Source organism: Streptomyces sp. NPDC041068, assembly GCF_040647455.1.
Lineage (GTDB): Bacteria > Actinomycetota > Actinomycetes > Streptomycetales > Streptomycetaceae > Streptomyces.
In genome coordinates this window covers 273,312-296,204 of sequence record NZ_JBEZCG010000004.1, presented here as the reverse complement: position 1 = coordinate 296,204, position 22,893 = coordinate 273,312, and the positions used below count along the sequence as shown (strand labels likewise).

Genomic DNA, 22,893 nt, shown 5'->3' with positions numbered 1-22,893 from the left:
GCGCAGTCAACTGCTTGCCTCCTCGACTGAGTCCCCCATTACGTCTGCGTCTTTGGCGTTCTTTTCGTTACGTTGCGTACGTTCTGCCGGGTCTGTTCCGGAGGCCAGTTCGGCCTCCACGTCCCGTCGGCCGCTCTGCGCGCCCTGGTGGAAGCCGCCGAGGCGGCGCCGGAGCGCCTCGGCGTCCACGGAACCGGTGCGCGGCTTCGGCGTGGTGGCCGCGGGCGTGGTGATCTTCGGCGTCCGCTTGGGAAGCCCCTTGTCCGTGACGCGCTCCCACTTGGGGGGCTCGGGGGCGGACTTGGGGGCGGAGTCGGGGGCGGACTCGGGGCCGGACTCGGGCTCTTCGGCGGAACCGTGCTCGGGCTCGGGCTCGGGGGCCTGCTCAAGCTCCGGTTCCGGGTCCGGAGTCGGAGCCGGGGCCGGAGTCGGAGCCGGGGCCTGCTGCTCCTGCGACGGCGCCGCGAGCTCCATGGTCCGCTCGGCGGCGGCGATCAGAGGATCCGGGTCCTCACCGGCCGCGCTGGTCAGACGCGCCGGCAAGACATTCGAGTTGGCCTCGGCCTCGGAACCGGGCAGGTGGACCACCGGCTCCCCGCCCCGCGGCGGGGAGACCACCGCGGCCGGCGCGGGCGCCTGAGCGAGGATCGAGGTGGGCAGCACCACGACCGCCGCCACCCCGCCCTGCTTCTGCTCCCGCAACCGCACCCGCGCCCCGTGCCGGGCCGCGAGCCGCGCGACGACATAGAGGCCGAGCCCGAGCCCGTCCCCGCTCTCCTGGTCGTACACGTCGTCGGGATCGAAGTCCGCCAGACGGGAGTTGAGCTCCCGCATGCGGTCCTGCGTGACGCCGATGCCCTCGTCCTGGACGGAGAGCATCACCTCGCCGTTCTCCAGGAGCCACCCGGAGACCTCGACGGAGGCGTCCGGCGGCGAGAAGGAGGTGGCGTTCTCCAGGAGCTCGGCGGTGAGATGACTGATGTCGTCCGCGGCGAACCCCGCCACGTGCGCGTGCGGCGGCAGCGTGGCGATGCGGACGCGCTCGTACCGCTCGATCTCGGAGACGGCGGCCCGCACGACGTCGACGAGCGGGACGGCGCCGGGGTGCTGGTGGCCGTGCTCGGCTCCGGCGAGGACCAGGAGGTTCTCGCTGTGGCGGCGCATGACCGTGGCGAGGTGGTCGAGCTTGAAGAGCGTGGCGAGCCGGTCGGGGTCCTGCTCGCGGTCCTCCAGGTTCTCGATGACGGCGAGCTGACGCTCCACCAGGCCGAGGGTGCGCAGGGCCAGATTGACGAAGGTGCCGTGGATGGACTGGCGTACGCGCTCCAGGTGCGCGGATGCCTCGGCGAGTTCCTCGCGCAGCGCGGCGCGCTCGTCGGCCATGGACTGCCGCTGCCCGATGAGGTGCTTGCGGTCCGACTCCAGGGTGCCCAGGCGCTCGGCGAGGGCGGCGGCGTGGCCGTGCAGGGCGTTGACGGAGCGGACGACCTGGGCGAACTCGTCGTCGCGGCCCGTGAAGCGGATCGGGTCCTGGGGCGCGGGCTCGGTGGCGAGGCGCGCCGAGCCGAGGCGCAGGACGGCGAGCGGGCGGGTCAGCGAGCGGGCCGCGCCCATGGCGACGCCGACCGCGACGAGCAGACAGAAGCCGACGAGGGCGATGCGGATCTCCAGGGCCGTGACGTCGTCGTCGCGGAGCTGGGCGAGCTGCTTGGTGCGCTGGACACCGAGCGCGGACTCGGCGCCGCGCATGGTCTCGATGCGGGCGGAGAGCGCGGAGTCGATCTTCTTGCGGTCGTAGCGCAACTCGGCGGCGGAGAGCGTGGGCTCGTCGGTGAGCCGGGCGAGGTACTTGTCCGCGGTGGTGACCTCGGAGCCGGTGACGGTCGAGTCGTACACGGCGCGGGCGGGGTCGCTCGCCGCGTCGCGGAAGTCGGCGAGGGCGGCCAGCTCGCGGATGTGGGCCTGCTGGGCAGCGGCGCTGAGCCCGTCGCGGCGCTTGCCGTCGGCCGGGGACTCGTCGGTGACGGTGGTCGGCAGGCCGGTGACCGGGTCGACGGTGGTGCGTGTGGAGGCGTCCGCCGGGCCCTGGACGGCGAGGGCGGCGAGGAGGAGGCCGCGGGTGGCGGCGGCCTGCTCGACGGCGTGGTCGAGGTCGGAGAGGGCGAGGGCGCCCTTGTTGACCTCGGGGGGCAGCTGCGCGGCCAGGTCGCGGGTGAGGGCGTGGAGTTCGGCGATGACCTTCGAGTACGCCTCGTGGGCTTCGAGAGCGGTGCTCTTGCCGGTGAGCGCCGCTCTGCGGACGGCGGCGATGTCGGCGAGGTCGGCGCGAAGGGCGCCGGGCGCTTCGGCCCCGCGGAGCTCGTCGATCTGCCGGTCCACGCGGGCGCTGCGGCTCTCGGAGAGCCCCTTGCCCTGGGGGCGGCCTGAGGCGATGAAGGACGTGACCTCGTCGCGCTCGTCGGCGAGGGAGTGGCCGAGCGAGACCGCCTGCTGGGTCTGCTCGGCGAGGGTCACCAGGCTCTGGGCGTCGCCCAGTTGGTCCGACGCGGCGATGACGGCGGGCGCGCCCGCACCCGCGACGGCGGCGGCCACGACCGCGACCGCGACGATCAGCCGATTGCGCACCCGCTTGGTGGGCTTCTTGTTGACGGCGGCGGCTTCGGCGGCGGCAGCGGCGCTTTCGCCGACGACGGAACGCGCCTGGGCCGAACTCGCCGAGGTCTCCGCACCGCCGGAAGGACTCAGCGCGGCGGAAGAACCAGGCGCAGTGGAGGAACCAGGCGCGGCGGAAGTCTCCGCGGCTCCGTCCGCCCCGCCCCCGCCCGGCCCTCCGGGGGAGGCACCGCTCGGGGTGGTTCCGCCCGGTGCGGTCCCCTGCGGAGCCGACCGCTTGCCTTTGCGCCGAGGCGGCATCTTCTGCACCGGTGCTCGCATTCTTGTTTTCGTCTGCCCTTGGGCCCGGGTGACGACCTGTCAACGCGAGCGTTCCCCCGGTACGGCTCCTGACCCTTCCAGTGCCGGTGAGTGGCGGTCGCGCATCGCCTGCCTGGCCACCCGAAGGAGTGAACATCGGCGGGGAGTTGGCGAGCAAGTCCCGGCGCGAAAGCGACGTCGCAGATGCGGTGTGCCGGTTGGACGTCGCCCACCGGCTTTGGCAGGATGCGCCGCCACACCCCGCCGGAGGTGATCATTCCGGTCCAATTCCGGCGCCCGAACCGCCGGTACACGCCAACCCTCCACCCCTTTGCGGCTTCTGATGGACCTTGTGAAGGGCTCGTGCAGACTGGCCGGATGCGTATCGAACTCGCCACCGAGCCCGGAGACCCCGCACGCCCCAACGAGGACTATGCGTCAGTCGCGCTTCCCGCGTCCGGACAGGGCGGATCACTCGTCCTCCTGGACGGCGTGACCCCGCCCGAAGGGGCGGTCGGCTGTCTGCATTCCGTCCCTTGGTTCACCGCGCGACTCGGCGGGGCATTGGGGGAACTGTCCGTTTCGCGACGGGATATGACGCTCCCTGAGGTCCTCGCGGCCGCCATCTCGCGTACCGCCGACGCCCATCGTTCAACCTGTGACCTTTCTCACCCCCGTACACCTCAGGCCACCGTGGTGCTCGTGCGGTGGGACGACGAGCGCGTCGAGCACCTCGTCCTGTCCGATTCCGCGCTCCTCCTTGCGGGCCCCGAGGGCGAGGTGACCGCCGTACTCGACCGGCGCCTCGCCGAACTGCCGCCCGCCGTGCGGGCCCTGCGCGACCAGGTGCGCGCCCTGCCGCGCGGCTCGGTCGAACGGGACGTGGCAGGACGGGCGTACGGCGCCGCGGTCGAGGCCCTGCGCAACGCGGAGGACGGCTTCTTCACGGCCGCCGCCGACCCCACGGCGGCCGAACGGGCGGTCACCGGCGAGGCCCCCCGGTCGGACGTCACGGCGGTGGCGGCGCTCACCGACGGCGCCGGGCGGTGGGTCGAGACGTTCCGCGAGGGCGACTGGACGGACTGCCTGACGCTGCTGCGCAAGCAGGGTCCGCAGCATCTGGTCGACCGGGTGCGGGAGTTGGAGTGCGCGGACCCGGACCGGCTCGCCTTCCCGCGCGGCAAACGGCACGACGACGCGGCGGTCGTGTACGCGGAGCTGTGACGCGCGTTTCACCCTCGCCATTCCGGGACAGGGAATAGCGCGAGCCCTCATTCACACGACCTTCCTCAATCCCCTTAATCATCTCCGGAACATTTCAACTGAAGTAGAGATAAGGAATTCGGAGTTGAAATTCCGCTCCCGGAAAGGGAAGGATCGAATGCGAGGAGATCGCATGGCCATGCCCGGCCGTGCGCCCACGCACAAGAGGAGAACGGGATGTCGCGCAGAGCGGCCATCTTCGGCGCCGCGCTCGCGGCCGCGCTGGTCATCAGCGGCTGCGGATCGAGCGATGAGGACGACAACGGCGGTGGTGGCGACGCCGGTTCGCGAGACTCGGCCGCCGACTCGGCATTACTCGGCCAGGTGCCCACGCCGAAGGTGAGCGAGATGGCGGGCGCGATGGGTATGTGGACCACGGAAAAGAACTTCGTGAAGGCCGAGTTGAAGAAGATATCCGGCTATCCACTCGCGGGCGGGAAAGCAGAGTGGCAGATACCGCTCGGCGGAGAGGTCTGCTGGTCGTCCCCGCAGGCCACGAAGGACGACCTGGTCGCCGTCCTCTTCCAGAACGACAAGGAAGACCCCGCGGTCTGCACCGAGGTCGGACTCGTCGATCTGAACAAGGGCAAACTGCTGTGGCGGAAGCAGGGCCTGGACGGATACGGCAACCGCCAGATGTTCGACGAGGTGACCATCGGCGGCGGTACGGTCGCGGCGGCGGGCACCAGCGCGAGCGCGGGCTGGACGACCGGCGGCAAGGCCCTGTGGTCGCCCGCCACCACCGAGGACGAGAAGTGCCCCGCGAAGGGCTTCGCGGGCGAGGGCGAGAAGCTGGTCGTGGTGCGCGACTGCGGCGACACCGACCACCCGGAGCTCACCGTCCAGACCGTCGACCCCGCCACGCGCGCGGTGAAGTCGGCGTACGCGTTCGAGCGGGGCGTCGAGTACGCACACGTGGTCTCCGCCGACCCGCTCCTTGTCGCCGTGGACGACGGCGACTCCCCCGGCGGATCCGGCATCACCGACTTCCTGTCGATCGACGACTCCGGCGCGCGGGGCAAGCTGCTCGGCACGATCGGCACGAAGGGCGGCAAGTACGGGAAGTACGACGCCGAGTGCCAGAGCACGAGCGTCACGGACTGCGCGCAGCTGGCGGTCGACAAGAAGTCCGGCACGCTGTTCCTCGGCACCCGGAAGGCCGGCGCGGGCTCCGAGGGCGACAACGACATCGTCGCCTTCGACCTGAGGACCGGCAAGAAGAAGGGCACCGCCCAGGGCACCGACGAGGGCTCCCTGATCCCGGTCGGCATGGACGAGGGCGGCAAGGTCGTCGCGTACCAGGAGGCCAATGTCGTCGGCGAGTCGGGCGGTGCGGTCTGGCGGATCGACCCGGCCACGTACAAGAAGACGAAGGTCATGCAGAACCCGGGCAGGAGCTACGAGATGGAGGCGCGGTTCGAGACGGACCGGCGCATGCTCTTCGCCGGTGAGCGGCTCTATCTGGGCGCCGACCACGTCAGCGAGCCGTCCGAGGTCTACAAGGAGAAGCAGCCGCTGGCCGTCGTCTTCGGCGCGAAGTAGGGCGCGCGGGGGCGCATGAGACGGGGGGTGACGCGCGGGCGCCCGGGTCCTGGGGAGGGGCTCAGGTGTCCGCGCTGTCGTTCAGGCGCCCGAGCAGCCGGGCGAGTTCGGCGACCTCCGCCCGGTCCCAGCCCGCGAGGCGTCGCACGTACTGGGCGCGCCGTGCGGCGCGCACCGTGCGGAAGCGGGTGCTCCCCTCGGGTGTGAGCGTGATGAGCCAGGCGCGCCCGTCGGCCGGGTCGGGCTCGCGGGCGACCAGGCCGAGTTGCTCCATGGCCCGCAGCTGGCGGCTCATCGTCGCCTTGCCGACGCCGATGAACGCGGCGAGGTCGGTGGCCCGCTGGGGCCCCGAGTCGTCCAGGCGGACGAGCAGGCCGTACGCGGCGGGCTCCAGGTCGGGGTGGACCTGGCGGGCCATCTCGCCGGACGAGGCCCGCGCGCGGCGCATCAGGAGCGACAACTCCCTTTCGAGGGCGAGGAACTCACGGTCCTCCCCCTGTTCCACGTCGCCGTGCGCGGCGAGCTTGCCGCTCTCTTCTGCAGCACCCATGTCCCGCTTTCCCGATTCTGAAAGTTCTCGCCACAAGGCCCTCGTGCCGCGGCCGTCGCCGCAGCGGCCTGACCAGTATTTCGCAAGGTGGGGACGGTACCGCCCGCACGGCACCGCCACAGGAGTGGACCAACGGCAGAACCCTGGCCCTCTTCCCTACCCCGGGTCTACGTGCGTAGCTTTTCAAGTGACATGTTCACACCATGGCATGTCGACAGGTCCCCACCGAGCACCACCGAGGCCTTCGGAGGCACGCAGATGCCCGTGCACAGACCCGGACCGGCCCGCCGCTCGCGCTTGTCGCCGGCGGGGGTTCTCCTCGCAGTACTGTCCGCCCTCTCCCTCCTCCTGACGCTCCCCACGGCGGCCCAGGCGGACGACGTCCCGCAGCGCGGCTCCGCCCGCCTCGGCCAGGGCGTCATCGAACACGACGGCCAGGGCGGCAGGCCCGCCGGTGGTGACGCCGCCCAGACCGAGGGCGTCGACGTCAGCAGCCACCAGGGCAACGTCGCCTGGTCGACGCTGTGGAACAGCGGCGTGAAGTGGGCCTACGTCAAGGCCACCGAGGGCACGTACTACAAGAACCCCTACTTCGCCCAGCAGTACAACGGCTCGTACAACGTGGGCATGATCCGCGGCGCGTACCACTTCGCCACGCCGGACACCACGAGCGGTGCCGCGCAGGCGAACTACTTCGTGGACAACGGCGGCGGCTGGTCGCGCGACGGCAAGACGCTGCCGGGCGCGCTGGACATCGAATGGAACCCGTACGGGGCGGCCTGCTTCGGCAAGTCCCCGTCCGCGATGGTCAGCTGGATCCGTGACTTCCTGAACACCTACAAGGCCCGCACCGGGCGCGACGCGGTCATCTACACCGCCACCAGCTGGTGGAAGCAGTGCACCGGCAATTACAGCGGCTTCGGTGCCAGCAACCCGCTGTGGATCGCCCGGTACAACACCTCCCCGGGCGAACTCCCGGCCGGCTGGGGCTTCCACACGATGTGGCAGTACACCTCGTCAGGGCCGACGGTCGGTGACCACAACAAGTTCAACGGCGCCTACGACAGGGTGCAGGCGCTCGCCAACGGCTGAGCGCGCGAACAGCGGCCACCCCGGCACGGGGTGGCCGCTGTTGGTGCGGGGACCGCTACGCGGCGGCCATGACCTTCACCTCGGCCTCAGTGAGGGCCAGTTCGAGCACCTGGCGCACGTCCGTGACCGGGTGGACCTCCAGCTTCTGCAGGATCTCGGCCGGGACGTCGTCGAGGTCCGCCTCGTTCCGCTTCGGGATGATCACCGTGGTGATCCCGGCGCGGTGCGCGGCGAGCAGCTTCTGCTTGACGCCGCCGATCGGCAGGACCCGTCCGGTCAGCGAGATCTCACCGGTCATCGCCACATCCGTACGGACGAGCCGCCCGCTGAGCAGCGAGGCCAGAGCGGTGGTCAGCGTGACGCCCGCGCTCGGCCCGTCCTTGGGCACCGCGCCCGCCGGGAAGTGGATGTGCACGCCCCGGTCCTTCAAGTCGCCGACCGGCAGCTCCAGTTCGGCGCCGTGCGAGCGCAGGAAGCTCAGCGCGATCTGCGCCGACTCCTTCATCACGTCACCGAGCTGACCGGTGAGCGTGAGCCCCGACGCCCCCGTCTCCGGGTCGGCGAGCGACGCCTCCACGAACAGGACGTCACCGCCCGCCCCGGTGACGGCGAGCCCGGTGGCCACACCCGGCACCGCGGTGCGCCGCTCGGCCGGGTCCTGGGCGGACTCGGGCACGTGGTGCGGCCGCCCGATCAGGCCCCGCAGATCCTCGTCCGTCACGGTGAACGGCAGCTCCCGCTCGCCCAGTTCGTGCTGCGCCGCGACCTTGCGGAGCAGTCGCGACACGGAGCGCTCCAGGTTGCGTACGCCCGCTTCGCGCGTGTACTCGCCGGCGAGCTTGCGCAGCGCGCTCTCGTCGAGGACCACCTCGTCCTTGTCCAGGCCCGCCCGCTCCAGCTGGCGCGGGAGCAGGTGGTCGCGGGCGATGACGACCTTCTCGTCCTCGGTGTAGCCGTCGAGGCGGACGAGCTCCATGCGGTCGAGCAGGGCCTCCGGGATGGCTTCGAGGACGTTCGCCGTGGCGAGGAACACCACGTCGCTCAGGTCGAGTTCGACCTCCAGGTAGTGATCGCGGAAGGTGTGGTTCTGCGCCGGGTCGAGGACTTCGAGGAGGGCGGCGGCCGGGTCGCCCCGGAAGTCCGAGCCCACCTTGTCGATCTCGTCCAGGAGCACGACCGGGTTCATGGACCCGGCCTCCTTGATGGCCCGCACGATCCGTCCGGGCAGCGCCCCGACGTACGTACGACGGTGGCCGCGGATCTCCGCCTCGTCGCGTACGCCGCCGAGCGCGACCCGCACGAACTTGCGGCCCATGGCGTGCGCGACGGACTCGCCGAGCGAGGTCTTGCCGACGCCCGGAGGGCCCACCAGGGCGAGCACGGCGCCGCCTCGGCGGCCGCCGACGACCCCGAGGCCGCGGTCGGAGCGGCGCTTGCGCACCGCGAGGTACTCGGTGATGCGCTCCTTCACGTCCTGCAGTCCCGAGTGCTCGGCGTCGAGGATCTCCTGGGCGCCCTTGATGTCGTACTCGTCCTCGGTGCGCTCGTTCCAGGGCAGTTCGAGGACCGTGTCCAGCCAGGTCCTGATCCAGGAGCCCTCGGGCGACTGGTCGCTCGCGCGCTCCAGCTTGTCGACCTCCTTGAGGGCGGCCTCGCGGACCTTCTCCGGCAGCTCGGCGGCCTCGACGCGGGCGCGGTAGTCGTCGGACTCCTCGCCCTCCTGCTCGCCGTTGAGCTCGCGCAACTCCTTGCGTACGGCGTCCAGCTGACGGCGCAGCAGGAACTCGCGCTGCTGCTTGTCGACGCCCTCCTGGACGTCCTTGGCGATGGTCTCGGCCACGTCCTGCTCGGCGAGGTGCTCGCGCAGCTGGGCGGTGGCGAGCTTGAGGCGGGCGACCGCGTCCCCGGTCTCCAGGAGCTCGATCTTCTGCTGGGTGGTGAGGAACGGCGAGTAACCGGAGTTGTCGGCGAGCGCGGAGACGTCGTCGATCTGCGTGACCCGGTCGACGACCTGCCAGGCGCCCCGCTTCTTCAGCCAGCTGGTGGCGAGCGCCTTGTACTCCTTGACGAGCTCGGTGACGGCACCCGGCAGCGGCTCGGGGACCGAGTCGTCGATCTTCAGACCCTCGACCCAGAGGGCCGCCCCGGGCCCGGTGGTGCCGGCGCCGATGCGCACACGGCTCCGCCCGCGGATGAGGGCGCCCGGGTCGCCGTCGGAGAGCCGTCCGACCTGCTCGACGGTGCCGAGGACGCCGGTCGCGGCGTACGTCCCGTCGATGCGCGGAACAAGCAGCACCTTGGGCTTGCTGTCGCCACTGGACCGCGCAGCGGCCTGTGCGGCCTCCACCGCCGCTCGTACGTCGGCATCGGACAGGTCGAACGGCACCACCATGCCGGGCAGGACGACCTCGTCGTCGAGCGGCAGCACAGGCAGCGTGAGCGGGGTGTACGAGGTGGACTCAGCAGCCATGATCTCCCCTTCGGCATTCAAGTTGAGCTGTACCGACTCAATGCTTATGAGCGCCGCAATGTTCCCCGGGGCGTGTTCGCTGTGAGCGATCACAGAAATGCGCTGTCCGACCACAGGGGAAGACCCCTAGGGTTCTGGCGGCAATCACGACGACATCACAGACGACATCGCAGGTGGGGAGCACGATGACCGAGCAGCGTGACGGAGCGGCCGAGGACGCGGACGGCAGGGTCTGGTTCATCACCGGGACCAGCTCCGGCCTGGGAAGGGCACTGGTGCGCGCCGCGGTCGCGCACGGGGACCGGGTGGTGGCCACCGCCCGGGACGTGTCGACCCTCGACGACCTGGTGGCGCTCGCGCCGGACCGGGTCAGGGGCCTGCGCCTGGACGTGACCGACGCGGAGTCGGTGCGGGCCGCGGTCGACGCGGCCGAGAAGGACTTCGGGCGGATCGACGTCCTCGTGAACAACGCCGCGTACGGACTCCTCGGCGCCTTCGAGGAGCTGAGCGAGGAGCAGCTGCGCGACAACTTCGAGACCAACGTCTTCGGCGTCATGACGGTCACCCGCGCCGTGCTGCCCCTGATGCGGCGGCAGCGCTCGGGCCACATCGTCCAGATGTCCTCGGTGAACGGCGTGGTGCCGGGCCCCGGCGGCACCGCGTACGTCGGCACGAAGTACGCCCTGGAAGGGATGTCCGCGGCCCTGGCCGCCGAGGTCGCCCACCTCGGCATCCACGTCACGATCGTGGAACCCGGCCCGTTCCGCACGGAGTTCGGCGGGAGTTCGCTGCGCTGGGGCACGCCCATGGAGGACTACGCCAAGATCATCAAGCCCGCGCGCAAGATCATGGAGGCCACGCACGGCAAGCAGCCCGGCGACCCCGACCGCGGCGCCGAGGCGATCGTCGCCGTGGTCGGCCTCGACAAGCCGCCGCTGCGACTGCCGCTGGGGTCCCAGGCGTTCGGCTGGATCCGGACCCACTTCGAGTCGCGCATCAAGGAGTTGGACGCGGTGGAGGAGCTCGGCTCGGACACGTCCTTCCGCTGATCCGACCACGGCAACGGCGCGCGCGAAGTCATGCGTCGGCCGGCCGCAGCGAGGTGAGGCGCGCCATCTCCTCCTCCGAGAGCCGCAGCGCGCCCGCCGCCACGTTCTGCGCGAGGTGGTCCGGATCGCCCGTCCCGGGGATCGCGAGCACGTGCGGCCCCTGCTGCAAGGTCCAGGCCAGCCGGACCTGCGCGACGGACACACCGTGCGCGCGGGCGACGGCGCGCACCGCCTCGCCGTCACCGGCGGCCGGGCCCGCCTCCCGCCCGGAGCCGGCGATCGCGAAGAACGGGACGAAGGCGACGCCGAGTTCGCCGCAGTGCCGCAGGAGTGCCCGGTCCTCGCTCGACGCGCCGATCCCGTAGGGGTTCTGCACGCACACGACCGGGGCGATGGCCCGGGCCTCGGCCAGTTGCCCGGACGTGACGTTGGAGACGCCGAGGTGGCGGACGAGCCCGGCTTCGCGCAGCTCGGCCAGCACGCCGAAGTGCTCGCCGATCGAGCCGGTCCGGCCGCTCGGCGGCACGCGCAGGTTCACCACGTCCAGGTGATCGCGGCCGAGTTGGCGAAGGTTCTCCTCGACCTGGCCGCGCAACTGCTCCGGCGCGGCCCACCACCACGCACCCGAGGAATCGCGGCCCGGCCAGACCTTGGTGGTGATGACCAGGTCCTCCGGGTACGGCGCCAGCGCCCGGTCGATCAGCTCGTTGGCGGAGCGCGTCGCCGAGAAGTAGAACGCGGCGGTGTCGATGTGGTTCACACCGAGCTCGACCGCCCGCCGGAGCACGCCGAGCGACCGCTCGCGATCACGCGGCACGCCGCCGCCGAAGGGCGCGGCACCCGTCAGGCGCATCGCGCCGAACCCGATGCGGTTGACGGTCAGGTCACCGAGTTGCCAAGTTCCCGCGGCTGCCGCGGTGTTCGTCCATGGGCTCACGACTGGGATCTCCTCTTGCGGTGGGGAACGGAAGTCCGATGGGGGGGGCAACGGCGCGTACGGGCGGGCGCCGGGCATGAAAAAAGCCTCCTCGGCGGATCGGAATCCGCACCGAGAAGGCTCGCGTGATGACGGGGATTTTAGCAGGTCGGGCCGGGTCCCGGCGCCGCCGCGGGCAACCACGTCCGCCCCCGCAGAAGACCACTCATCCCTCCCAAGCCGGTCCTCGCGCCCCCACACGCCCCCCACCTACGCCTTCCAGCCCCACGGAACCAACCCAGAGCATTCAATCGATAGCGGAGCGTGACTGCACTTGTCGCCGCGGCTGGGGAGGCCGTGGACCGCGAACCAAGCAATCGGGGCACCATGACGTCAACTCCGGCCCATGAGGCGGGACATCCGGCCTGCGCGGCAGGCCGTTCCTCGTACGACGCACGGCTCATCCAAGCCCTCGGGGCGGGTGACGGCCACGCGCTGCGGGAGCTGATGGCGCGCAACGGCCCCTGGCTCCAGGCCCGGCTGCTCAACCGGCGCATCGCCCTGCACATCGTCGACGACGTACTGCAGGAAACCTTCATCGCCGTGCACCACGGCGCACACACCTTCCGCGACGCCAACGCCCGCGGCTGGCTGTGGACGATCGCGCAGCGCAAGCTCGTCGACCAACTCCGGTGCAGGGGGCGGCAGGACGCCCTCGCGGAGCGCGAGAAGGCGCGGGCCGGGCAGGAGCGGCCGCTCGTCGTGCCGTCCGCCGAGGACACCGCGCTCGGCTCCACGCTCACCGGCACGTCCATCGGCGACGCCCTCGCGATGCTGTCCGAGGAGGCCCGCCAGGTCCTGACGCTGCGGTACATCGACGGCTTCAGCGTGCGCGAGACGGCCACGCGACTCGGCGTCTCCGAAGGCACCGTCAAGAGCAGGGCGAGCCGCGGCCGCGAGGAACTCCGCGTCAGGCTCGGCGTAGTGGACGCCGCACGCGCTTGTGGGGGTGACGATGCGGAACCGATCCACGGCCTCGGCCGATAGCCCTGACACGGAACCGAAGGAACCGGGAACCGCGATGACCTCACCCCCCACCGCCCCGCCACCACCGCAGGCCCCCTGCCTGCCCCGCAGCTGGCTGTCCCGCTACGCGCTCGGCACCCTCCCGGACGCTGCCCTGTACGCCGCCGAGGAGCATCTGGACGCCTGCGACCACTGCACCGGCCTCGTCGTGCACGACGTACGCCAGGGCCCGAACGGGGCGCGGCTCGACGGGGTGCACGCGCGCGTGCTCGCGACGGTCGCCGGCGAGCGGGCGAGGCGCCCCCTCATCGACCGCGCACTCATCGACCGCCCCCTCATCGACCGCGCACTCGGCGGCCGCTCCCTCTGCGACCGCGCCCTCGTCGCGCTGCGGGCCGCCCCCGCACTGCGCTGGTCGTGGGCGGGCGCCCTGCTCGCCGTCTGCGCGGCGGGCGTCGCGCTGGCCCAGCTGGCGAAGTCCCGCGAGCTCGGCACGGACGGCCTGCTCCCGCTGCTCCTGATGTGCGCCCCGCTCCTGCCACTCCTCGGCGTCGCGATGAGCTACGGCCCGCAGGCCGACCCCTTCCACGAAGTGGCGGCGGTGACACCCTCCGGCGGCCTGAAGCTGCTCCTGTGGCGGTCGGGCCAAGTCCTGGCGGTCTGCCTGCCGTTGCTGACGCTCACCGGCCTCCTGCTGCCCAGCGGCGACGGCGCGCTGAACGCCGCGGCCTGGCTCCTTCCGGCCCTGGCGATGTCCCTGGCGACGCTGGCGCTGGGCTCCTGGGTCGGCTGCGGGCCCGCGGCACTGGCGACGGGCGGCGCCTGGCTGCTCGCGGTGGGCGTACCGCTGACCGCCCGCCTGGCCGTGCGCGAGGAACTGCGCCCCGCCTTCGGCGAAGCGGCCCAGGACGCCCTGCGTCCCCTCATGGGCACGCTGGCGCAGGGCGGTTGGGCCGCGGGGGCCCTGGCGTGCTGCGGGGTCCTCTACGCGCGACGGCAGTCGTTCGAGGGGGCGGGGGCGCGGCGGTGAGGGTCACGTCCCGCGCGGTCGGCGCGAAGGCCACGGGGCTCCGCCGCCGCGCCCGGGTCAGTCCTCTGGTGACGGAGTTGCGGCGCGGTCCCGCCGCGAAGCTGTTCTGCGTCGCCGTCCTGTGGTCCTGCGGCGTCCACGCGCTCGGCGCGGGGCACGACGAACTGTCCGCGTCCGCCGTGGCCCCCGCCCTGTCGGTGTTCGTCCTGTGCGCCGGATGGCACGGATCCCGGGAACGGCGCTGCCGCACCGCGTGGTTGCGGCACACATCGGTCCGCTCGCCCGTCCACCGCGTCCTGCTCGCGACCCTGCCCGCCGTGTTCTGGCCCTGCGCGGCCGCGCTGCCCCTGCTCCGGAACGACTACGGCTCCGGCCTGACCCGCCCCCTCGCCCAGGACGAGGCCGTGGACGTCCTGTTCACCACGGCAAGCTTCGCGAACCTCGCGGCACCGGCCGCCCTGGTGGCCTTCGTCCTGGGCCGCTGGTTCCCGTTCCGTCTGGTGGCCCCCGTGCTGGCCGTGGGCGGCTTCCTCCTCGTGGCCCTCCTGCCGGTCTTCGTGCTCTCCGGCGAAACCGGGCCGCCCCCGGAGCCGGCCCGGCCCGCCCCCGCCCCGGCGGTCGCCGTGCCGGTGGAGCCGCTTCCCTCCCCCGAGGAGCCCACCCCGTGATCACCGCCCGCGGCCTGACCGTCCGGCACCGGCGCCGTACCGCCGTCGACGGCATCGACCTGCGGCTGCCCGCCGGCGTCCACGGCCTGCTCGGTCCGAACGGCGCGGGCAAGACGTCCCTGATCCGCGTCCTCGCCACCGCCGCGGAGCCCTCCGCGGGCCGGCTCACCCTGCTCGGCGAGGACCCCTCGCACTACGCGGGCCTGCTTGCCGTACGCCGCCGCCTCGGTTATCTGCCCCAGGAGTTCGGCGTGTACCGGCACTTCACCACCCGTGAGTTCCTCGGCTACGCGGCCTGGCTCAAGGACGTCCCCGCCCGCGACGTCGCCGCCGCCGTCGAGCACGCCGCGCACCGCGTGGGCCTCGCCGACCACCTCGACACGAAGCTACGCGCGCTCAGCGGCGGCATGAAGCAGCGCGTCGGCATCGCGCAGGCCATCGTGAACGAACCCGATCTGCTCCTCCTCGACGAACCGACGACGGGGCTCGACCCGGCCCAGCGCGAGCGCCTGCACGCACTCCTGCGCGCCATCGGCGAGTCCGCGACCGTCGTCGTCTCCACCCACCTCATGGAGGACATCACCGGCGCCTGCGACGACGTACTCGTTCTCGCGGACGGCAGGATCCGCTTCCACGGCACGGTGGAGACCCTGACGGCACTCGGTGGGTACGCGGCCGTGCTGCCGTGAGGAGCCGCCGTCAGGCGGATGCCGACCGCGCACCGCGCCGGCGCCGCAGCAGGGGCCAGGTGCAGACGCCGATCAGGAGCGCGAGCAGATGGCCCCAGTTCGTCATCGGGTCGGTGAACGCGATCAGGTCGTCGACCAGCATCCAGCCGAAGCCGCCGAGGACGGCCCAGCGCAGCCACGGCGTCAGAAGCCCCGCGAGCGCGCCGACGCTGGCGGCGACGCCGAAGCTGATCCCGTAGTCGAGGCGGTGCAGGGAGCTGTCCGGCAGATGCCCCGCGAGCACGGAGAAGCCGACCGGGACCTCCGTCGCGAGCGTGGCGACGACGTGGCCCAGCAGGAAGACACCGGCGGTCCGCAGACCGCCGATGCGGCGCTCCAGCGCGGTGAGCACCAGCAGGAAGACGATCGCGTACGGAGAGGTGATGCCGCCCGCGATCCACAGGGCACTGGCGATCAGGACGAGGACGGGGCTGTGCGCGAGATGCGCCACGTCGGTGCTCGACCCCTCCAACAGGGTGGAGACGAGGCCAGGGTCGGCGTACTCGGTGAGGACCGAGGTGGCGGCGAGCACGAGCGCGTACCCGAAGGTGAAGGGAGTCCCCTTGGGCGAGGGCACCAGATGCCAGGGCCGGAACCGGGGGCGCGGGCGAGGGCGGGCTTCACTCGCACACGAGCCGCCTTCGTCGCCGCGGCCTTCCCTCTGCTTGTGTGAGGGCTGACGCGGTATTCCGTTCAGGGTGCCCGGCGTCGTCATGACGTCGGACGTGGCCTCGGCGGGCCGCACGCTCTGGTTCACGGGTGAGGCGCTCCTTCCGTCCCGGCCCACCCTTTGCCCTTTTTTCCGGCGCTGTCTATGACCGGCGCCACGTGAGGCCCGATTCACAGCAACCCTTGAGGCGATTCCTGCGTTGCCGCACCCGCTCCCGCCGGAGCCCGGCCCCGCCCACGCTCCCTCTCCTACCCTGGTCGCCATGCACACCCACACCACCGCCCCCGTCGTCATCGACCGGCGTGAGGGGCCGTACGGAGAGGTCGTACTGCGGCGCCACGGTGAGCTGCTGCAGATCATCGCCAACGGCTGCTTCCTGATGGACACCTCCGACGGCCGCTCCGAGCGGCTGCTCGTCGACGCGGCGCGCGACGCCCTCGACGACCGCCCGGAGCCCACCGTCCTGATCGGCGGCCTCGGCGTCGGTTTCTCCCTCGCGCACGCCGCCGCGGACCCGCGCTGGGGACGCGTCACCGTCGTCGAGCGCGAGCAGGCGATCATCGACTGGCACCGCGAGGGGCCCCTCGCCGAACTGTCCGGCGCCGCGCTCGCCGATCCACGTGCGCAAATTCTTCACACGGACCTCGTCGCACACCTCTTCGGCACCACACAGACGTACGACGCGCTCTGCCTGGACATCGACAACGGCCCCGACTGGACGGTGACGGAGGACAACAACTCCCTTTACTCGCCTGCCGGTCTGGCCGCCTGCAAAGACCGCCTGAACCCCGGCGGAGTGCTCGCCGTGTGGTCGGCGCAGCCGTCGTCCGCTTTCGACTTCGCTCTACGGAATGCCGGATTCCAGGGGGTACGAACCGAAGAGATCCCCGTTGCCCGAGGCGTCCCGGACGTGGTCCACCTCGGCGTCAGGGCTGCGTAGCCGAGGTGCCTTCGGGACCCGTACTCTGCTGACCGAACACAAGCGATCAGTGTCAGGGGCGGGCGATGGAGCAGACACACACCTCCCACAACGGCGCGACGGCGGCGATGCCGGGCGCGCAGCGCCGGGTGCTGGTGGTCGAGGACGACCCGACGATCGTCGACGCCATCGCCGCCCGGCTGCGTGCCGAGGGTTTTGTCGTGCAAACAGCGGGAGACGGCCCCTCGGCGGTCGACACCGCCCAGGCCTGGCAGCCCGACCTGCTGATCCTCGACATCATGCTGCCGGGCTTCGACGGCCTGGAGGTCTGCCGCCGGGTGCAGGCCCAGCGGCCGGTCCCCGTCCTCATGCTCACCGCGCGCGACGACGAGACGGACATGCTGGTCGGGCTCGGGGTCGGCGCCGACGACTACATGACCAAGCCGTTCTCCATGCGGGAGCTCGCGGCCCGGGTGCACGTCCTGCTGCGCCGCGTCGAACGCGCCGCGCTGGCCGCGACCACGCCCCGCAGCGGCATCCTGCGCCTGGGCGAGCTGGAGATCGACCACGCTCAGCGACGTGTGCGAGTGCGCAGCGAGGACGTCCATCTGACGCCCACGGAGTTCGACCTCCTGGTCTGTCTGGCCAACACCCCGCGCGCCGTGCTCTCCCGCGAGCAGCTGCTCGCGGAGGTGTGGGACTGGGCCGACGCGTCCGGCACCCGCACCGTCGACAGCCACATCAAGGCCCTGCGCCGGAAGATCGGCGCCGAGCGGATCCGCACGGTGCACGGCGTGGGGTACGCGCTGGAGACCCCCGCGCCGTGAGGCGGGTCGCGTGATGAGCGGACCCTTCGGAGGACTGCGGCCGTTCTCCGTCAAGACCAAGCTCGGCGCCCTCGTGGTCGTCTCGGTGTTCATCACCACGGGCCTGCTCCTGGTGGCGATGAAGACCGAGACCGAGCTGCGCTTCATCACCGTCTTCTCGGTGATCGCCACGCTCCTCATCACCCAGTTCGTGGCACACAGCCTCACCGCGCCGCTCGACGAGATGAACGCGGTGGCCCGCGCCGTCTCCCACGGCGACTACACACGACGGGCGCGCGGCGCCGACCGGCGCGACGAACTGGGCGACGTGGCCTCCACCATCAACGCGATGGCCGACGACCTGGAGGCCCAGGACACCCAGCGCAAGGAGCTCGTCGCCAACGTCTCGCACGAGCTGCGCACCCCCATCGCCGCCCTGCGCGCCGTCCTGGAGAACGTCGTCGACGGCGTATCGGCCGCCGACCCCGAGACGATGCGCACGGCCCTGAAGCAGACCGAGCGCCTGGGCCGTCTCGTCGAGACGCTCCTCGACCTCTCCCGCCTCGACAACGGTGTCGTACCGCTCAAGGCCCGCCGCTTCGAGGTCTGGCCCTATCTCTCGGGCGTCCTGAAGGAGGCCAACATGGTGGCCTCCGCGCGCGCGGGCATCGCATCGGGCTCCGGCAGCCACACGCGCACGGACGTCCATCTGCACCTCGACGTCTCGCCGCCGGAGCTGACGGCGCACGCGGACGCCGAGCGCCTCCACCAGGTCGTGGCGAACCTCATCGACAACGCGGTCAAGCACAGCCCGCCGCACGGGCGCGTGACGGTGCGGGCCCGGCGCGGCCTCTACCCCGAGTCCCTGGACCTGGAGGTGCTCGACGAGGGCCCCGGCATCCCGGAGTCGGAGCGGCACCGCGTCTTCGAGCGCTTCAACCGCGGCAGCCACGCGGGCGCCCCCGCGCACGGCCCCGGCAACGACGGCGGCACGGGTCTCGGTCTCGCCATCGCGCGCTGGGCGGTCGATCTGCACGGCGGCCACATCGGGGTGGCCGAATCCCCTCGCGGCTGCCGGATCCAGGTCACCCTTCCGGGCCTGCCCGAATCCTGAGGTTGACGTAGGGTTCGAAGCGGAAGCGATGCACCGGCGCCTCCGCAGCGCGCCCGGGGCTCGCCGCCGCGTGGAGACGTCCCTTCGAGGCACCCACGCGGCCATCTGGCGTTGCGGAACCTCGCTTGTTTCCCGCCATTTACCGCGCCGAAACCCCTGATCCAGTGTGACTTACGCGACGGATGCCGGGCCCGGCCTGCACCTCGCGCCGTAGGAGGCGTAGCCTTTATTTCCGCTGTCCATCACCTTGTGAAGCGGAAGAGGGCGGTTACCGCCGTGTCGTCACAGTCCCCCAGTAGCTCGAGCATCTCGACCGACCAAGACGGGCAGGGCAAGGACCCTGCTGCTGCCTTCGGTCCCAATGAGTGGCTCGTCGACGAGATCTATCAGCAGTACCTCCAGGACCCGAATTCGGTCGACCGAGCCTGGTGGGACTTCTTCGCCGACTACAAGCCGGGGGTGGGCGCTTCCGTAGCCGCCGCCCCGGCGAAGCCGGCGGGTGACGCGGCCGCGGGGGCCGCGTCCACCAGTGCTCCCGCCGCGCCTGCCGCGCCCGCCGCGCCCGCCGCGCCCGCCGCCAAGGCTCCCGCGCCCGCCGCTCCGGCTGCCCCGGCAGCTCCGGCCGCCGCCAAGCCCGCCACGAAGCCCGCGGCCGCCGCTCCGGCCCCCGCCGCGAAGCCCGCCGCCGCCAAGCCCGCCACGAAGGCGGAGCCGGCGACCGAGGCCCCGGCCGGTCCCGAGTACGTGACGCTGCGCGGCCCCGCCGCCGCGGTCGCGAAGAACATGAACGCCTCGATCGAGGTCCCGACGGCCACGTCGGTCCGCGCGGTCCCGGTGAAGCTGCTCTTCGACAACCGCATCGTCATCAACAACCACCTCAAGCGCGCCCGCGGCGGGAAGATCTCCTTCACGCACCTCATCGGGTACGCGATGGTGCAGGCCATCAAGGCCATGCCGTCGATGAACTACTCCTTCGCGGAGAAGGACGGCAAGCCGACCCTGGTCAAGCCGGAGCACATCAACTTCGGCCTCGCCATCGACCTGGTGAAGCCCAACGGCGACCGCCAGCTGGTCGTCGCGGGCATCAAGAAGGCCGAGACCCTGAACTTCTTCGAGTTCTGGCAGGCCTACGAGGACATCGTCCGCCGCGCCCGTGACGGCAAGCTGGGCATGGACGACTTCACCGGCGTGACGGTCTCCCTGACCAACCCCGGCGGCCTCGGCACCGTCCACTCGGTCCCGCGTCTGATGCCCGGCCAGTCGGTCATCATGGGCGTCGGCTCCATGGACTACCCCGCGGAGTTCCAGGGCACCTCCCAGGACACCCTGAACAAGCTCGGCATCTCGAAGGTCATGACGCTCACGTCGACCTACGACCACCGGGTCATCCAGGGCGCCGCCTCCGGCGAGTTCCTGCGGATCGTCGCGAACCTCCTCCTCGGCGAGAACGAGTTCTACGACGAGATCTTCAAGGCGCTGCGCATTCCCTACGAGCCGGTCCGCTGGCTCAAGGACATCGACGCCTCGCACGACGACGACGTCACGAAGGCCGCCCGCGTCTTCGAGCTGATCCACTCCTACCGCGTCCGCGGCCACGTCATGGCCGACACGGACCCGCTGGAGTACAAGCAGCGCAAGCACCCCGACCTGGACATCACCGAGCACGGCCTCACCCTGTGGGACCTGGAGCGTGAGTTCGCGGTCGGCGGCTTCGCCGGCAAGTCGATGATGAAGCTGCGCGACGTCCTCGGCGTGCTCCGCGACTCGTACTGCCGCACCACCGGCGTCGAGTTCATGCACATCCAGGACCCGAAGCAGCGCAAGTGGCTGCAGGACCGCATCGAGCGGACCCACGCCACCAAGCCCGAGCGCGAGGAGCAGCTGCGCATCCTGCGCCGGCTGAACTCCGCCGAGGCCTTCGAGACCTTCCTCCAGACGAAGTACGTCGGCCAGAAGCGCTTCTCCCTGGAGGGCGGCGAGTCCGTCATCCCGCTGCTCGACGCCGTGCTCGACAGCGCCGCCGAGTCGCGTCTGGACGAGGTCGTCATCGGCATGGCCCACCGCGGCCGCCTGAACGTCCTCGCCAACATCGTCGGCAAGTCGTACGCCCAGATCTTCCGCGAGTTCGAGGGCAACATGGACCCCAAGTCCATGCACGGCTCCGGCGACGTGAAGTACCACCTGGGCGCCGAGGGCACCTTCACCGGCCTGGACGGCGAGCAGATCAAGGTCTCGCTGGCCGCGAACCCCTCCCACCTGGAGACGGTCGACCCGGTCATCGAGGGCATCGTCCGCGCCAAGCAGGACATCATCAACAAGGGCGGCACGGACTTCACGGTCCTGCCCGTCGCCCTGCACGGTGACGCGGCCTTCGCGGGCCAGGGTGTGGTCGCCGAGACGCTCAACATGTCGCAGCTGCGCGGCTACCGCACGGGCGGCACGGTCCACATCGTCATCAACAACCAGGTCGGCTTCACCGCCGCCCCGGAGTCGTCGCGCTCCTCCATGTACGCCACCGACGTGGCCCGCATGATCGAGGCGCCGATCTTCCACGTGAACGGCGACGACCCCGAGGCCGTCGTCCGCGTCGCCCGCCTCGCCTTCGAGTTCCGCCAGGCGTTCAACAAGGATGTGGTCATCGACCTCATCTGCTACCGCCGCCGCGGGCACAACGAGTCGGACAACCCGGCGTTCACGCAGCCGCTGATGTACGACCTGATCGACAAGAAGCGCTCGGTGCGCAAGCTCTACACCGAGTCCCTCATCGGTCGCGGCGACATCACCCTGGAAGAGGCCGAGCAGGCGCTGCAGGACTTCCAGGGCCAGCTGGAGAAGGTCTTCACCGAGGTCCGCGAGGCCGTCTCGCAGCCCGCGCAGGCCGAAGTGCCCTCGCCGCAGGCCGAGTTCCCGGTGCACGTCGAGACCGCGATCTCCCAGGAGGTCGTCAAGCGGATCGCCGAGTCCCAGGTCAACATCCCCGACCGGGTCACCGTCCACCCGCGTCTGCTGCCGCAGCTGCAGCGCCGCGCGACGATGGTCGAAGAGGGCACGATCGACTGGGGCATGGGCGAGACCCTCGCCATCGGCTCGCTGCTCCTGGAGGGCACCCCGGTCCGCCTGTCGGGCCAGGACTCCCGCCGCGGCACGTTCGGCCAGCGCCACGCGGTCCTCATCGACCGCGCGACGGGCGAGGACTACACGCCGCTGATGTACCTCTCCGAGGACCAGGCGCGCTACAACGTCTACGACTCGCTCCTGTCCGAGTACGCGGTCATGGGCTTCGAGTACGGCTACTCGCTGGCCCGTCCCGAGTCCCTCGTCATGTGGGAAGCGCAGTTCGGTGACTTCGTCAACGGCGCGCAGACGGTGGTGGACGAGTACATCTCCGCCGCCGAGCAGAAGTGGAACCAGCACTCCGGTGTCACCCTGCTCCTCCCGCACGGCTACGAAGGCCAGGGCCCGGACCACTCCTCGGCCCGCATCGAGCGGTTCCTGCAGCTGTGCGCGCAGAACAACATGACGGTCGCGATGCCGACCCTCCCGTCGAACTACTTCCACCTCCTGCGGTGGCAGGTGCACAACCCGCACCACAAGCCGCTGGTGGTCTTCACCCCGAAGTCGATGCTGCGCCTCAAGGCGGCGGCCTCGAAGACGGAGGAGTTCACGACGGGCGGCTTCCGTCCGGTCATCGGTGACAGCCACGTCGACCCGTCGGCGGTCCGCAAGGTCGTCTTCTGCGCGGGCAAGCTGTACTACGACCTGGAGGCCGAGCGTCAGAAGCGCGGCGCCACGGACGCTGCAGCTGCCAATACGGCGATCATCCGCATCGAGCGCCTGTACCCGCTGCCGGGTGCCGAGCTCCAGGCGGAGATCGCCAAGTTCCCGAACGCCGAGAAGTACCTGTGGGCGCAGGAGGAGCCGGCGAACCAGGGCGCGTGGCCCTTCATCGCCCTCAACCTCATCGACCACCTGGACCTGGCGGTCGGCGCGGACATCCCGCACGACGAGCGCCTGCGCCGCATCTCGCGCCCGCACAGCTCGTCCCCGGCGGTCGGTTCGGCCAAGCGTCACCAGGCCGAGCAGGACCAGCTGATCAGCGAGGTCTTCGAGGCATAGTCCTCGACGGTTCTCCGCGAG

At 71.3% G+C, this 22,893-nt stretch carries 17 protein-coding genes; 12 read left to right on the top strand and 5 right to left on the bottom strand.

All coding sequences use genetic code 11. The features are described from left to right. Window positions 1–6 precede the first annotated feature (6 nt). Complete coding sequence (locus tag AB0B50_RS11265) at window positions 7–2,625, bottom strand: nitrate- and nitrite sensing domain-containing protein (protein ID WP_362328720.1); 2,619 nt, start codon at window positions 2,623–2,625, stop codon at window positions 7–9. Window positions 2,626–3,291: 666 nt separating this feature from the next. On the opposite strand from AB0B50_RS11265, the gene AB0B50_RS11260 reads away from it, so the two are divergent. Together AB0B50_RS11260 and AB0B50_RS11255 are read left to right on the top strand one after the other, a co-directional pair. Then, window positions 3,292–4,137, top strand: coding sequence for a protein phosphatase 2C domain-containing protein (locus AB0B50_RS11260; RefSeq protein ID WP_362328718.1), 846 nt, complete (start codon window positions 3,292–3,294; stop codon window positions 4,135–4,137). Between the two features lie 216 nt (window positions 4,138–4,353). Then, complete coding sequence (locus AB0B50_RS11255) at window positions 4,354–5,718, top strand: hypothetical protein (protein ID WP_362328716.1); 1,365 nt, start codon at window positions 4,354–4,356, stop codon at window positions 5,716–5,718. A gap of 61 nt (window positions 5,719–5,779) precedes the next feature. Here AB0B50_RS11255 and AB0B50_RS11250 read toward each other — a convergent pair whose 3' ends face one another. Further along, window positions 5,780–6,268: a MarR family transcriptional regulator gene (locus AB0B50_RS11250; RefSeq protein ID WP_362328714.1), complete on the bottom strand. Its 489-nt coding sequence runs from the start codon at window positions 6,266–6,268 to the stop codon at window positions 5,780–5,782. Between the two features lie 258 nt (window positions 6,269–6,526). Here AB0B50_RS11250 and AB0B50_RS11245 point away from each other — a divergent pair, with 258 nt between their 5' ends. After that, window positions 6,527–7,360 (top strand): lysozyme, encoded by an 834-nt coding sequence (locus AB0B50_RS11245; RefSeq protein ID WP_362328712.1) that lies wholly within the window; start codon window positions 6,527–6,529, stop codon window positions 7,358–7,360. A 55-nt stretch (window positions 7,361–7,415) separates the two neighbouring features. On the opposite strand, the gene lon is transcribed toward AB0B50_RS11245, so the two are convergent. Continuing rightward, on the bottom strand, window positions 7,416–9,830 hold the full coding sequence (gene lon, locus AB0B50_RS11240) for an endopeptidase La (protein ID WP_362328710.1): 2,415 nt from the start codon (window positions 9,828–9,830) through the stop codon (window positions 7,416–7,418). Window positions 9,831–10,015: 185 nt separating this feature from the next. Between lon and AB0B50_RS11235 the strand changes: the two genes are divergently transcribed. After that, a complete protein-coding gene (locus AB0B50_RS11235) occupies window positions 10,016–10,879 on the top strand; it encodes an oxidoreductase (RefSeq protein ID WP_362328708.1) in 864 nt (287 codons plus the stop codon). Between the two features lie 28 nt (window positions 10,880–10,907). Here AB0B50_RS11235 and AB0B50_RS11230 read toward each other — a convergent pair whose 3' ends face one another. Next, complete coding sequence (locus AB0B50_RS11230) at window positions 10,908–11,816, bottom strand: aldo/keto reductase (protein WP_362328706.1); 909 nt, start codon at window positions 11,814–11,816, stop codon at window positions 10,908–10,910. A 366-nt stretch (window positions 11,817–12,182) separates the two neighbouring features. Between AB0B50_RS11230 and AB0B50_RS11225 the strand changes: the two genes are divergently transcribed. Genes AB0B50_RS11225 through AB0B50_RS11210 form a run of 4 tightly spaced genes read left to right on the top strand, consistent with a single transcriptional unit; the run spans window position 12,183 to window position 15,208 of the window. Further along, window positions 12,183–12,842, top strand: a complete 660-nt coding sequence (locus AB0B50_RS11225) for an RNA polymerase sigma factor (protein WP_362328704.1) — start codon at window positions 12,183–12,185, stop codon at window positions 12,840–12,842. 34 nt (window positions 12,843–12,876) lie between these two features. Further along, on the top strand, window positions 12,877–13,851 hold the full coding sequence (locus AB0B50_RS11220) for a zf-HC2 domain-containing protein (RefSeq protein ID WP_362328702.1): 975 nt from the start codon (window positions 12,877–12,879) through the stop codon (window positions 13,849–13,851). Beyond that, window positions 13,848–14,519 (top strand): hypothetical protein, encoded by a 672-nt coding sequence (locus AB0B50_RS11215; protein WP_362328700.1) that lies wholly within the window; start codon window positions 13,848–13,850, stop codon window positions 14,517–14,519. Before AB0B50_RS11220 ends, AB0B50_RS11215 begins: the two co-directional genes overlap by 4 nt. After that, window positions 14,516–15,208: an ATP-binding cassette domain-containing protein gene (locus AB0B50_RS11210; RefSeq protein ID WP_362328698.1), complete on the top strand. Its 693-nt coding sequence runs from the start codon at window positions 14,516–14,518 to the stop codon at window positions 15,206–15,208. The genes AB0B50_RS11215 and AB0B50_RS11210 overlap by 4 nt, the downstream gene beginning before the upstream one ends. A gap of 10 nt (window positions 15,209–15,218) precedes the next feature. On the opposite strand, the gene AB0B50_RS11205 is transcribed toward AB0B50_RS11210, so the two are convergent. After that, window positions 15,219–16,004 (bottom strand): rhomboid-like protein, encoded by a 786-nt coding sequence (locus tag AB0B50_RS11205; protein ID WP_362328696.1) that lies wholly within the window; start codon window positions 16,002–16,004, stop codon window positions 15,219–15,221. 175 nt (window positions 16,005–16,179) lie between these two features. On the opposite strand from AB0B50_RS11205, the gene AB0B50_RS11200 reads away from it, so the two are divergent. The 4 genes from AB0B50_RS11200 (at window position 16,180) to AB0B50_RS11185 (ending at window position 22,872) form a co-directional block, all read left to right on the top strand. Then, on the top strand, window positions 16,180–16,857 hold the full coding sequence (locus tag AB0B50_RS11200; RefSeq protein ID WP_362328694.1) for a spermidine synthase: 678 nt from the start codon (window positions 16,180–16,182) through the stop codon (window positions 16,855–16,857). Window positions 16,858–16,922: 65 nt separating this feature from the next. Continuing rightward, a complete protein-coding gene (locus AB0B50_RS11195; RefSeq protein ID WP_362328692.1) occupies window positions 16,923–17,663 on the top strand; it encodes a response regulator transcription factor in 741 nt (246 codons plus the stop codon). 13 nt (window positions 17,664–17,676) lie between these two features. Then, window positions 17,677–18,756 carry a HAMP domain-containing sensor histidine kinase gene (locus AB0B50_RS11190; protein WP_362328690.1) on the top strand — a complete coding sequence of 360 codons (1,080 nt, stop codon included), beginning with the start codon at window positions 17,677–17,679 and terminating at the stop codon, window positions 18,754–18,756. Between the two features lie 276 nt (window positions 18,757–19,032). After that, entirely contained in the window at window positions 19,033–22,872 is a 3,840-nt protein-coding gene (locus AB0B50_RS11185; protein WP_362328688.1) for a multifunctional oxoglutarate decarboxylase/oxoglutarate dehydrogenase thiamine pyrophosphate-binding subunit/dihydrolipoyllysine-residue succinyltransferase subunit, read from the top strand. Window positions 22,873–22,893: the final 21 nt, after the last annotated feature.

Bases quoted from the DNA above. Each gene is read 5' to 3' on its own strand.
- AB0B50_RS11260 (WP_362328718.1), top strand. From the start codon at position 3,292: ATGCGTATCGAACTCGCCACCGAGCCCGGAGACCCCGCACGCCCCAAC.
- AB0B50_RS11255 (WP_362328716.1), top strand. From the start codon at position 4,354: ATGTCGCGCAGAGCGGCCATCTTCGGCGCCGCGCTCGCGGCCGCGCTG.
- AB0B50_RS11250 (WP_362328714.1), bottom strand. From the start codon at position 6,268: ATGGGTGCTGCAGAAGAGAGCGGCAAGCTCGCCGCGCACGGCGACGTG.
- AB0B50_RS11245 (WP_362328712.1), top strand. From the start codon at position 6,527: ATGCCCGTGCACAGACCCGGACCGGCCCGCCGCTCGCGCTTGTCGCCG.
- lon (WP_362328710.1), bottom strand. From the start codon at position 9,830: ATGGCTGCTGAGTCCACCTCGTACACCCCGCTCACGCTGCCTGTGCTG.
- AB0B50_RS11235 (WP_362328708.1), top strand. From the start codon at position 10,016: ATGACCGAGCAGCGTGACGGAGCGGCCGAGGACGCGGACGGCAGGGTC.
- AB0B50_RS11225 (WP_362328704.1), top strand. From the start codon at position 12,183: ATGACGTCAACTCCGGCCCATGAGGCGGGACATCCGGCCTGCGCGGCA.
- AB0B50_RS11220 (WP_362328702.1), top strand. From the start codon at position 12,877: ATGACCTCACCCCCCACCGCCCCGCCACCACCGCAGGCCCCCTGCCTG.
- AB0B50_RS11200 (WP_362328694.1), top strand. From the start codon at position 16,180: ATGCACACCCACACCACCGCCCCCGTCGTCATCGACCGGCGTGAGGGG.
- AB0B50_RS11195 (WP_362328692.1), top strand. From the start codon at position 16,923: ATGGAGCAGACACACACCTCCCACAACGGCGCGACGGCGGCGATGCCG.
- AB0B50_RS11190 (WP_362328690.1), top strand. From the start codon at position 17,677: ATGAGCGGACCCTTCGGAGGACTGCGGCCGTTCTCCGTCAAGACCAAG.